This window comes from Nitrospirota bacterium, assembly GCA_016214845.1.
In the GTDB taxonomy this organism is placed as follows: domain Bacteria; phylum Nitrospirota; class Thermodesulfovibrionia; order UBA6902; family UBA6902; genus SURF-23.
This window is the reverse complement of sequence record JACRMS010000021.1, coordinates 136,216-148,059: the sequence shown is the minus strand read 5'-3', so window position 1 is coordinate 148,059 and position 11,844 is coordinate 136,216. Positions and strand designations below refer to the sequence as shown.

At 46.4% G+C, this 11,844-nt stretch carries 14 protein-coding genes; 11 read left to right on the top strand and 3 right to left on the bottom strand.

The window, feature by feature from the left end:
• Positions 1-10 precede the first annotated feature (10 nt).
• From HZB61_07175 to pgi, 11 genes are all read left to right on the top strand, one after another.
• Entirely contained in the window at positions 11-373 is a 363-nt protein-coding gene (locus tag HZB61_07175; GenBank protein MBI5056378.1) for an endonuclease domain-containing protein, read from the top strand.
• A gap of 278 nt (positions 374-651) precedes the next feature.
• Positions 652-999 carry a metalloregulator ArsR/SmtB family transcription factor gene (locus HZB61_07170; GenBank protein ID MBI5056377.1) on the top strand — a complete coding sequence of 116 codons (348 nt, stop codon included), beginning with the start codon at positions 652-654 and terminating at the stop codon, positions 997-999.
• Positions 1,000-1,011: 12 nt separating this feature from the next.
• Positions 1,012-2,091, top strand: a complete 1,080-nt coding sequence (gene arsB / locus HZB61_07165) for an ACR3 family arsenite efflux transporter (GenBank protein MBI5056376.1) — start codon at positions 1,012-1,014, stop codon at positions 2,089-2,091.
• 52 nt (positions 2,092-2,143) lie between these two features.
• Entirely contained in the window at positions 2,144-2,485 is a 342-nt protein-coding gene (gene arsD / locus HZB61_07160; protein MBI5056375.1) for an arsenite efflux transporter metallochaperone ArsD, read from the top strand.
• Positions 2,486-2,509: 24 nt separating this feature from the next.
• Entirely contained in the window at positions 2,510-3,316 is an 807-nt protein-coding gene (locus HZB61_07155) for an arsenite methyltransferase (protein ID MBI5056374.1), read from the top strand.
• Complete coding sequence (locus tag HZB61_07150; GenBank protein MBI5056373.1) at positions 3,313-5,163, top strand: TRC40/GET3/ArsA family transport-energizing ATPase; 1,851 nt, start codon at positions 3,313-3,315, stop codon at positions 5,161-5,163. The genes HZB61_07155 and HZB61_07150 overlap by 4 nt, the downstream gene beginning before the upstream one ends.
• Before the next feature lie 79 nt (positions 5,164-5,242).
• Positions 5,243-5,518 carry a hypothetical protein gene (locus tag HZB61_07145; GenBank protein ID MBI5056372.1) on the top strand — a complete coding sequence of 92 codons (276 nt, stop codon included), beginning with the start codon at positions 5,243-5,245 and terminating at the stop codon, positions 5,516-5,518.
• A 157-nt stretch (positions 5,519-5,675) separates the two neighbouring features.
• A complete protein-coding gene (locus HZB61_07140; protein ID MBI5056371.1) occupies positions 5,676-6,386 on the top strand; it encodes an ABC transporter ATP-binding protein in 711 nt (236 codons plus the stop codon).
• Complete coding sequence (locus HZB61_07135; protein ID MBI5056370.1) at positions 6,379-7,314, top strand: SufD family Fe-S cluster assembly protein; 936 nt, start codon at positions 6,379-6,381, stop codon at positions 7,312-7,314. Before HZB61_07140 ends, HZB61_07135 begins: the two co-directional genes overlap by 8 nt.
• 52 nt (positions 7,315-7,366) lie before the next feature.
• Positions 7,367-7,552 carry a hypothetical protein gene (locus tag HZB61_07130; GenBank protein ID MBI5056369.1) on the top strand — a complete coding sequence of 62 codons (186 nt, stop codon included), beginning with the start codon at positions 7,367-7,369 and terminating at the stop codon, positions 7,550-7,552.
• A gap of 131 nt (positions 7,553-7,683) precedes the next feature.
• Positions 7,684-9,339: a glucose-6-phosphate isomerase gene (pgi, locus tag HZB61_07125; GenBank protein ID MBI5056368.1), complete on the top strand. Its 1,656-nt coding sequence runs from the start codon at positions 7,684-7,686 to the stop codon at positions 9,337-9,339.
• On the opposite strand, the gene HZB61_07120 is transcribed toward pgi, so the two are convergent.
• The 3 genes from HZB61_07120 to HZB61_07110 form a co-directional block, all read right to left on the bottom strand.
• Positions 9,336-10,226, bottom strand: coding sequence for a universal stress protein (locus HZB61_07120; GenBank protein ID MBI5056367.1), 891 nt, complete (start codon positions 10,224-10,226; stop codon positions 9,336-9,338). The genes pgi and HZB61_07120 overlap by 4 nt on opposite strands.
• 1 nt (position 10,227) lies before the next feature.
• Positions 10,228-10,671 (bottom strand): hypothetical protein, encoded by a 444-nt coding sequence (locus HZB61_07115; protein ID MBI5056366.1) that lies wholly within the window; start codon positions 10,669-10,671, stop codon positions 10,228-10,230.
• A gap of 76 nt (positions 10,672-10,747) precedes the next feature.
• The gene (locus HZB61_07110; GenBank protein MBI5056365.1) at positions 10,748-11,725 is read right to left on the bottom strand and encodes a sulfite exporter TauE/SafE family protein; all 978 of its coding nucleotides are present in this window, start codon (positions 11,723-11,725) and stop codon (positions 10,748-10,750) included.
• Positions 11,726-11,844: the final 119 nt, after the last annotated feature.

The following is an 11,844-nucleotide window of genomic DNA, read 5'->3' as shown; positions in this document are numbered from 1 at the left end:
AGGGGACAGCATGAAATTCATACGAAACAATCCAACGTTTAAGGAACGAAGGCAGGAGCTGAGGCGTAATCAGACGGATGCCGAGAAAATTCTCTGGTATCAATTGCGTAATAAGCGGTTCCACGGGACAAAGTTTTTTCGCCAGTACAGCGTGGGCGCGTATATTCTTGATTTCTACTCCCCTGAATTATCTCTCGCAATCGAGTTGGATGGCGGGCAGCATGCAGAAAAAGAAAAACAGGAATATGATGAAGCCCGTTCTGATTATTTGAAAGGGCATAGAATTGAAGTAATCCGGTTCTGGAATAATGAAGTGCTTCAAAATATTGAAGGCGTTTTGCATAAAATAGAAGAGAAGATAACTCCATTATGACATAACCCCTTCCGGCCTCCCCTTAAATAAGGGGAGGAGAGAATAACCCCCTCAGTCCCCCTTACCTAAGGGGGAGGTTCAAATTTCCCCTCTTATGTTAAGAGGGGATTAAGGGGAGTTATTTAAGAATGATTTAGGAAGTTCCCATTTAATGCTGCTTGACAAACAAATCAAAAGATGTTTATATGTTAATAGCGTATCACTATGAATAAGATGAGCATCTGAAATCAAAACATATTAATATGACAATGGTCAGACAAAACAAAGAGGAGAACTGAATGCAGGAACTATTGAACGTCTTCAAGGCGCTTTCTGATGAAACGAGATTGAGGATCTTGAAGATCGCGGAAAAGGGTGAGATATGCGTGTGCGACCTCGTCAGCGTTATGGACATGAGCCAGCCGAAGATCTCATTTCATCTGAATACCTTGAAAGAGGCGGGACTTTTAAAGGACAGGAAACAGGGGAAGTGGGTACACTACAGCATCAACGATTCAGATATGTTTAAGAGGTTTCTCATCCTTTCCACCATCGAAAGAATTCCTGACGAAGCAATGAAGAAGAACTTTTCAAGGCTGGTCAAATTAAGAAGCATTAAAAACAAAAACAGGTGCTGCGATAAATAATGGGGAAACAACATGACTGAACAGAGGGTAAAGAAGCTTTCTTTCATTGACAGATTTCTCACTGTCTGGATATTCGCTGCAATGGCGTTTGGAGTGGGGCTCGGTTATTTTATCCCCGGAGTAGAGGGAGTAATCAACAGCTTCCAGGCCGGAACAACAAATATTCCTATCGCGATAGGCCTTATCCTTATGATGTATCCTCCCCTTGCAAAGGTTCATTATGAAGACCTCGGACAAGTATTCAGGAACAAGAAAGTGTTGGGGCTCTCCCTTATTCAAAACTGGGTGATCGGGCCTGTGCTGATGTTTGTACTGGCAATTCTTTTTCTCCATAACTATCCCGATTACATGGTCGGACTTATCATGATCGGCCTGGCGCGCTGCATCGCAATGGTCATTGTCTGGAACGAGCTGGCATGTGGAGATACGGAATACACTGCAGGGCTTGTCGCGTTCAACTCTGTATTCCAGGTGCTGTTCTACTCTGTCTACGCGTATATTTTTATAACGGTGCTGCCGTCATGGCTCGGTTTAAAAGGGGCAGTAGTGGAAGTCACCATGGGACAGATCGCAAAGAGCGTATTTATTTATCTGGGCATCCCTTTTATTGCCGGAATAATCACACGCTTCAGCCTTATCAAATTAAAAGGCCATCAATGGTATGAGCGGGTATTCATCCCCCGGATAAGCCCGATCACGTTGATCGCCCTGCTTTTTACTATTGTCGTGATGTTCTCCCTGAAGGGCAATTATATCGTTAAGCTTCCGCTTGATGTAGTCCGTATTGCCATACCGCTGCTGATATATTTCGTGGTGATGTTCCTCGTTTCCTTCTACATGGCGAAAAAAATAGGGACGGATTATCCGAAGTCGGCTTCCCTGTCATTCACCGCGGCCAGTAATAATTTTGAGCTTGCGATTGCGGTTGCCGTAGCGGTCTTCGGGATCAATTCAGGCGCGGCCTTCACAGCCGTGATAGGGCCGCTGGTTGAAGTCCCCGTTTTGATAGGACTGGTAAACGTTGCATTGTATTTCCGGAAGAAATATTATGCGGCAGAATATTGCAGAGTCAAAAATATAGATGTGTTATGAAAGCAGTAGGGGCGAATGGCCGTTCGCCCACCATAAAGAGGAGGCGCTGAACATGAAAATAGAAATTTATGATCCCGCGATGTGCTGTTCATCCGGTCTTTGCGGGCCGAGTATTGACCCTGTTCTCCTGAAAATGAATGAAGCTGTGCTCGCATTAAAAAAGCAAGGCGTCAAAGTAGCCAGGTTCAACCTCGCCCAGCAGCCAAAGGAATTTCTTGCTAACAAAACGGTTGCGGACCTGCTTCACAAAAACGGCAAGAAGATATTGCCGATCACCATCGTAAATGGAGAGGTCTTCAGGACAGGCGAGTATCCGGCGTACGAAGATTTGTGCAAAGCATTGAACATTGAGCCTATGAAAAAAGGGAAACCAATATCAGTAACATTCAGGTAAGTTGCGCTTTGAAAGGAAGGTATTATGGACAAAGAGAAAACTATAAAAATCGTGAGAGATACCTATGGAAAGATCGCAAAGGGACAGCAGAAAGGGTGCTGCGGCGACACATGCTGCGGCCCTGACGCCAGAGAATTTGCAAAGTCCATCGGCTATTCAGAAAAGGAACTGAAAGTCATTCCGGATGATGCAAACCTTGGTTTAAGCTGCGGCAATCCGACTGCTTTGGCAAATCTGAAAAAAGGGGAGACCGTGCTGGACCTCGGCGCCGGAGCAGGTTTTGACTGTTTTCTGGCCGCATCGAAAGTCGGATCGAAAGGCAAAGTCATCGGGGTGGATATGACTCCGGAGATGATTGAGAAGGCACGGGACAATGCAAAAAAGAACGGTGTGAAAAATGTGGAATTCAGGCTTGGAGAAATTGAAAACCTGCCTTTGGCTGACAACTCGGTTGATGTTGCGATAAGCAATTGCGTGATCAATCTGTCAGCGGACAAGCAAAGGGTATTTCAGGAGATATTCAGGGTCTTAAAACCCGGCGGGAGGATTGCGGTCTCGGACATGGCGCTTCTGAAGAAATTACCGGACAAGATTGAGAAAAGCATGGAGGCGTATGCAGGGTGTATCGCAGGGGCCATCCTTGTTGATGAATATAATAAAATTGTAAAGAAAGCGGGCTTCAGGGATGTAAAGGTTGCAAAGAAAAGCTACTCATTATATCCCGCCTCATATACAGAAGATCCGGGGGAAGGGGCCATCGAGGGCAGTTTCAAAAAAGGTGAATCCATACAGGACTATGTAGTCAGTGTTTGTGTAGAGGGATATAAATGACGAAATACATTTTCTTTTCAGGCAAAGGCGGCGTAGGAAAGACAACGATGGCGTGCGCTACCGCGATTCATTATGCGTTAGAGGGCCAAAAAACATTAATAGTCACGACCGATCCGGCTTCAAATCTTGCCGATGTTTTTGAGCAGGAGATCGGGCATAAGATCACGCCGATATTCGTAGGGGCACTTCACGAATTGCCCTTACATGCGATGGAGATAGACCCAGATGAAGCGACAAGGGAATATAAAGAGCGGATCATCGGACCATTCCGCGAGATAATGCCGGAGGATGTAATCGCCTCGCTTGAAGAAAACCTGAGCGGGCCTTGCACAACGGAGATGGCGTCATTCGACAGGTTCATTGACTTCATGGAGGGTGATGAATATGAGGTGATCGTATTCGACACGGCTCCAACGGGCCATACTATAAGATTGCTTGAACTTCCCGTTGACTGGTCTAAGCATATCGAGGAATCGGCAAAGGGGAGCGGACAGACATGTCTTGGGCCGGTGCAATCCATACAGGAATCAAAAGATAAATACGACCGCGCAACTTCCCTTCTTAAAGACCCTGAGCGAACGGATTTCATATTTGTCATGCGGCCTGAGGAGCTGTCTCTCTATGAGACCCTCAGGGCCTCAAAAGAACTTGAGACTATCGGCATTAAATCAGGAGAGATCATCATCAACGGCATTCTGCCTGAAGAGGTCTGTGAGATTGAATTCTTCAGAAAGAAATATGAGGCACAGCAAAAAGTAATCTGGGATACGGAACTGGAAATAAGCAAACCGAAACGTTATATGCTGTTAAGGGACAATGAGGTAAAGGGATTAGGAGCACTGAAAGATGTGGCAGGGGAATTATTCGCCATGAAAAGAGAAGTTAAGAACTTAAGAAAATGTGAAGATAAGGAGTCTTTCACCTCTCAACATCTCAACCTCTCAGCTTCTCAACTTCACAATTCAACGTCTGCCGCTGAGCAATTATTTATTCCCGAAAACGGTTCAAAGGCTATCTTCTTTACCGGCAAAGGCGGTGTGGGCAAGACGACCATATCATGCGTTGCGGCGCTCTACGCTGCGCGAAAGGGTTTCAAAACACTACTTGTGACAACAGACCCGGCAGCTCATATCGGAGAGGTGTTTGACGTGAGTATCGGCAGCTTGCCCGAACAGATCACTGAGAACCTTTATGCAGTGATGGTTGACCAGGAAGAGGCAATTATTGAGTACAAAGAAAAAATTCTTGATGACGCAAGGGATAAATATTCCGAAGACATGATCGCGGCAATGGAAGAAGAATTGAATTCACCATGTATGGTAGAGATGGCTGCCTTTGATAAATTCATACAATTCATAGAGGGCAAAAATTATGACGTGGTCGTATTTGACACAGCGCCGACCGGCCACACTTTGAGACTGCTTGACCTGCCGTTTGATTACGCGAAACAGGTGGAGATGATGGTCTCAACGGCGGAAAGCGTGGAGGCAAAAGAGACGGCGCAGAACAGGTTTAAGGAAATCGTAAATATCCTGAGGGATAAGAACCGCACTGTTTTCAGTCTTGTCCTATACCCTGAATCAACTCCGATTATGGAATCTTATCGCGCGATGCTTGATTTAAGAAATGCAGGGATAGAGACGCAGCTTGTGGTCGCAAACATGGTCTTGTCCGAAGAAGTGTGCGTGAATGCTTTTTTCAAAAACAGACGCGGTATGCAGATGAAATATTTAAAGGAGATCATGGAGAAATTCGATCTCCCTGTCCTTCAATTCCCCCTGATGCAGGAGGAAATAAAAGGAGTTGACGCATTAAACACCGCGTCAGACATTCTTTACACAGGTTAATTCACGGTGAACTCTGTGGTAAAGCAAAGTGCATAGGGCATAGAGTTAAAGACATGAATACTAATTAGAGCGTTAATTAATGATCAAGGAAATATTACATAATGCAAGATCGGACGATGGACTTTTTAAACTGTTAAGTGTTGCCGCGGAATATGCGGAAATTTATTTACTCGCAAAAAAGAGACAGAAAGGTTGTGACGGTATGGGCGAATTGACGACCTTGAAGGAGGAATTCAGGGATGCTGTTGATAAGGTGATAAAATACTGTCAGGAGAAGAAATATATTTCTCAGGAAATAGCATACGATATTGATGAGATTGCGGATGAGATACAAAGATTATTAATCGTCTCATAATAGAATGCACGATCCAGTGTGTCATTCCCGCATGCTTTTAGCGGGAATCCAGTAGTTCTTAGTTTCTGGATGCCCGATTAAGAACTTCGGGCATGACGAATAAAGGGCGATAGAGTGTGAATACTATTTCGAGATTGTTAATATAAGGAGTTGTTCATTGCTTGAAATAAAAAACCTTACCTACATAGCCGGAGAAAAAAGGGTCCTCAATGATCTTTCCCTCTCAATAGGGGCCTCGGAAGTACACGCCCTCCTGGGCACTAACGGCACAGGCAAGAGCACGCTTGCGTATCTCGTTATGGGATGCGAAGGTTACAGACCGACGGGGGGAGATATAATCTTTAAAGACAAGGTCATCAACGACCTTAAAATCCATGAAAGGGCCGGGCTTGGCATCACAATGGCCTGGCAGGAGCCTGTGAGGTTTGAAGGGATCTCTGTAAAGGACTATCTGACATTGAAGACCAAAGATGCCGATCCTTCTCTTTACCTCGAAATGGCGGGACTCCACCCCGAGCTGTGTCTTCACAGGATGGTTGATAAGTCCCTGAGCGGCGGCGAGAGAAAGCGGATAGAGCTTGCGTCCATTCTTGCATTGGACCCGAAGCTCGCAATACTCGACGAGCCGGACTCCGGAATAGACATGCTTTCAATACAGGACATAATCAATGTTATAAATTCCTTCAAAGAGCACGGCTCGTCAGTGCTTCTCATCACCCATAGAGAAGAGATCGCCCTGGTCGCCGACAAGGCGTCACAATTATGTCAGGGGAAGATCATCTGTACAGGCGATCCAGAAAAAGTTGCCGGCAATTATAAATCAAGGTCATGTCTTGTCTGCGACGGGGAGGTGTGCGCATATGTCTGAACTTGGTGAGTTGATGAAGGCGGTTGGAGATGCCGGCGGGGACAGGGCCATCTTCGAAAATAAAGAAATCGCCCACCTCGCGGCAAGCGGCAGTAAAATCCTGAGCATGAAAAAGGTGGAAGGTCTTGAGGTAGAGGCAAAGGAGACCCTTCACGGGATTAACGCAAAGGTAGTTGTGAAAGAGGGAGTAAAGATAAAGAACCCCGTGCATCTCTGCTTCGGAATACTTCACAAAAAGGGGACCCAGAAGATCAGGATGGATGTGGAGCTTGAAAAGGATTCATCAGCGCATTTCATTGCTCACTGCATATTCCCGAAGGCCGAGAAGGTAAAACATATCATGGACGCGGTCATCGATATCGGAGAGAACGCTGAAATGAAATATGCAGAGACCCATTATCACGGCATGTACGGAGGGACCGAGGTTGTTCCGAAGTCGGTAGTGAAGGTTGGAAAGAACGGAAGATATTTCACTGACTTCAATCTTACTACCGGAAGGGTCGGAAGCCTTGAGATAGATTATTCCGTTACGGCAGGTGAAAATGCCGTGACCGAATTAACAGCGCGTGTATTCGGTCATGCTAATGACAAGATCAATATAAAGGAAAAGGTTGTGCTTGCAGGCAAAAACTCAAGGAGCATCATAAAGACCAGGGTTGCCATAGAGGATGAGGCACAGGCGGAAGTCACCGGCATTACCGAGGGATGCGCCGAAGGCGCGCGGGGCCATGTTGATTGTATGGAGATAGTGAAGGATAAAGCCGTGGCAAAAGCAATTCCCATTGTAAATGTTACAAACCCTTTGGCCAAAGTCACCCATGAGGCCGCCATTGGCAGTGTTGATAAAAAACAGATGGAGACCCTCATGGCACACGGCCTGTCTCCTGAAGAGGCGGTGGATATTATTGTGAAGGGGATACTGAAATGACAGCAATAAAGGTAAAGGACCGGGCTCACCTTTTTTGCAGAAAGGACGTTACATGCAAGCCGTTATAACATTAAATTTAAAATTGTCTTCCGCGGAAGCATCACAGCGGATACTCAATGAGGTTTGCGAAAAACTCAAGGCAGACGGAGTGATAGATAAATACAGCTTTGAGATCCACTCGGAGAATGAGATTATTACAGAGAAGTGCATGCTCTCTGAAGGTAAAGTAATTGCCTGAAAGAGATGATATTGCCCGTGAGGCAATTTGTAAAGCAAGGATAACTCCCACTTATGTTGTCACTTGAAAAGCATGACTTTTGTTGCGTATGATATTGCATTTAATAAAGTTATAAAATCATGGAGGACATCGTGCTTGAAAAAATAAACCCTGCTGAAACTTCCGCATGGAAAAAGCTTCAACAGCATTATGAGGTCATGAAGGACAGGCATATGTTTGACCTGTTTCGTGAAGACACCGGCAGGTTTCAGAAGTTTTCCCTCCGTCATGAAGATATATTTGCAGACTATTCAAAGAATATTATTACCGGAGAGACCATGGGCCTTCTTCGGCAACTTGCTCAGGAAGTCAATCTTAAGGACGCGATCGAGAAGATGTTCTCCGGCGATAAAATAAATGAGACGGAAAACCGCGCGGTGCTCCACACGGCCTTGAGAAACCGCTCACAGACCCCGGTTTATGTCGACGGAAAAAACGTGATGCCTGATATCAATTTCGTGTTAGAGCAGATCGAATACTTTTCAGACACTGTCATTTCAGGCGGGTGGAAAGGTTATACCGGAAAATCAATCACGGATATCGTAAATATCGGCATCGGCGGCTCAGACCTCGGCCCCGTGATGGTGACCGAGGCATTGAAACCGTATTGCGCTCCGCATTTAAAAACCCATTTTGTCTCCAACATAGATGGCACTCACATTGCAGAAACTTTAAAGAAGGTCTCTCCTGAAACAACGCTGTTCATGATCGCTTCAAAGACATTTACCACGCAGGAGACCATGACCAACGCGCACACGGCGAGGAAGTGGTTTCTGGATTCCGCAAAGAACGAGGCATACATCAAGCGTCACTTTGCAGCGATCTCAACCAACCATGAAGAAGTTGCAAAATTCGGCATTGACCCGGCCAATATGTTCCGCTTCTGGGACTGGGTCGGCGGCAGATATTCATTGTGGTCCGCGATCGGGCTTTCCATCGCGTGCTCCATCGGCTTTGAGAATTTTCAGCAGTTACTTGAAGGTGCGCATTCGATGGACAGGCATTTCAGAGAGACGCCATTTGAAAGGAACATCCCGGTTACTCTCGCATTGATCGGCATCTGGTACAATAATTTTTTCAAGGCAGAGACAGAGGCGATCCTGCCGTATGACCAGTATATGCACAGGTTCCCCGCGTATTTTCAGCAGGGCAATATGGAAAGCAACGGCAAATATGTCGGCAGGGACGGCAGGGAAGTAAATTATCAGACCGGGCCTGTCATCTGGGGAGAGCCGGGGACCAACGGGCAGCACGCTTTTTATCAGCTTATACATCAGGGCACGAAATTGGTCCCCTGTGATTTTATCGCTCCTGCCCAGAGCCATAATCCAACCGGTGATCATCATAATATCCTGCTTTCAAACTTCTTTGCCCAGACAGAGGCATTAATGAAGGGCAAGACAAAGGAAGAAGTAATTGAGGATCTCAGGGCATCAGGCAAGGGCGATGAAGAGATCCAGAGGCTTGCGCCTTTTAAGGTATTCAATGGCAATAAGCCGACCAATTCAATATTGATCAAAAAGCTGACTCCGCGCCTGCTCGGCAGTTTAATCGCAATGTATGAGCATAAGATCTTTACGCAAGGCGTAATCTGGAATATATTCAGCTTTGACCAGTGGGGTGTTGAACTTGGCAAACAATTGGCGAATAAAATTTTGCCAGAATTAACCGGCGACAAAAAAATCACATCACACGATTCATCCACGAATGGCTTGATTAACGCGTTTAAGGAGATGAGAATAATTTAGCTTTTAACCACCAGCACCGCGCACTCGGAGAGGCCGATGACTCGCTCTGTAACGCTGCCCATCAGGAGCCTGTCGATCCCTGTCCTGCCGTGACTTCCGACTACGATCAGGTCCGCCTTCTTTTCTTTGGCCGTATTGATGATTGCCTCATAAGGTTTGCCTGAGTAAATAAATCCGGTAACAGGGACTCCTTCTTTTTCAGAGGCAGCTTTCAAGTCTTTAATTGTGCACTCCGCCATTTTCAATTCTTTTTCGACAATTGTTTCCTTCATCATTTCCGTATGCACGATGTCGAATGGAGACGCAGTTTCGGAAGGCACAACGGAGATTGCGATGAGAGTTGAGCCGCAGCGTTTTGCTATGCCGATGGCCTCGCGCACTGCCGCTTCGCTGTATTTCGAGCCGTCTGTGGCCACAATGATCCTGTTAAATTCAATATTCGCCGCACGCGGGACCACGAGGACATTGCATGGGGCGTGGCCTATTATTTTCGCGGTCTCACTGCCCATCATCAGCCGCTTGAGTCCTTTTCTGCCGCGCCGTCCGGTTATTATCATGCTGACCTTATTCTTTGCGGCTTCTTCAACAATATATTTGAACGGGTCTTCGCCCTGGCGCGCGATGATCTCGCATTCGACCCCTTCTTTTGACGCCATGGCCTTTACTGCCTCAAGGTGCTGCCTGGCCTCTTTTTCCGCCTTTTCAACAAGCTGAGGCGCGATGGTTTCATATTCAGGGTTAGTCTCAATTACGTAGATGGCGAATAATTTACTTGAACATGTCTTTGCAAGTTTTATCGCCTCTCTTATCGCGCCTTCACCGAATTCTGAACCGTCTGTTGATAAGAGGAGTCTCTCAATTTTTACTGTCGGGCAGGATTGCGCCATTTTAGTGTCCTCCTGTTTTTAGAATTCCGCTTGCGGCGAGAGCCAATACGGCTATTTCAGCTATTGCAATGATTACATAAGGAGTATCTTTCTTTCTGATGAGTATCGGCAGTATGACGAGGTAACATAATATTGTTAAACCCGCTAACATGGCGATTCCAACAAAATTCAGATAATCGCCTTTACCTGCCAGCGCAGTCCATCCCCAGCCTGTCGGTATATTGAGGGCCTGATTGAAATCATGCGCTCTCATGCTCCAGTACGGCACCGTTGAGCCCGGCGGGGTTTTAGAAAGGTCTTCGATCGGCACGTAGCTGGGCAGCGCCCCGGATATATAGATAATGAAAGTGATTATGAGCAGGGCCAGCCCGAACCACATTCCTTTATTTAAAATATTTGCGTATACAATTTGTTCTTCAGATGCCTTTGTTCTCTCGTTCGCCATGTCTTTCTCCTTTATTAAAATTTAAAAATTCCAATTTCCTTTTTAGCTCTTGGCTATCAGCTTATAGCTGTCAGCTCTATTTCCAGATCTCAAGTCCTTTTAACAAAGCCCGTAACCCTGCAAAAAGTAAAAGCCCGATAACCATCCATTTGATAGCTTTGGGTTTTGCTTTTGCAAGTATCTTAACACCCACCATGGAACCGAGCATGATGCCTACGATTGAAGGCACCACGATCATCGGCAGCACCGCGCCCTGGTTCAGGTAGACCCAGGCCGCCGACGTGTCGGTGATAGAAAGCAGGAACTTGCTCGTGGCAACAGAAATTTTCAGAGGAGCGCCCATGAGCAGGTTTAAAACCGGGACGTTCGCCCAGCCGGCCCCGAGGCCGAACATGCCTGCCATAACGCCGATCACGACGAACAGCATCAGTCCCTGCGGCGTCTTATGAACAGTCCACTCCACGTCCTTGCCGATAGACTCTTCCCTGTAGATACCCATAATACCGAGACTCTGCGAGAGGTTGTCCGGTTTGGGCACAATGGGGAAGTCGGACTTCTTGGCCGTACCCATGATGATTACGATAAGCAGGATGGTCGCACCCAGGAGTATATTAACGACATTAGGTTTAAGCGCCAGGCCGATCATGGCGCCTACTATGGCAGCGGATGACGCAATTAACGCGACCGGCAATGACAGGCGCAGACTTGCGAGGTTTCTCTTTAGAAGTCCGGGCCCTGCGGCGAGCGCGCCTGCAAGAGCTACAAGAAGTCCCGCGCCCCTGACGAAATCGATATTGAAAGGGAAAAATCCGCCGACAATCGGTACAAATAAAACTCCGCCCCCGACTCCGCCTAATACTGCGAGGATACCGAGGACAAATGTTACTACGAATAAAACCAGCGGCCATACCCACCATGCGACATTTGAATTTGCAACTGCGGGGGCCGCTGCCGCTTCAGTTGAAGCGAAGGCAGAAACTGCTCCGACGATCAAGGCTGTAAAGATTAGCAGAGATAGAACGGCTTTTGAAATTTTTTGTGTTTTGTTAGGCATGATTCGTCCTTCCTTTTATAGAAAATATGTTAGAAATTATTGATAAGAAGATTGCTTCAATTTGAAGCACTGCTGTTTTATTTTGTAACAGGCGATTTATTTTAATGAACTCGACTCAT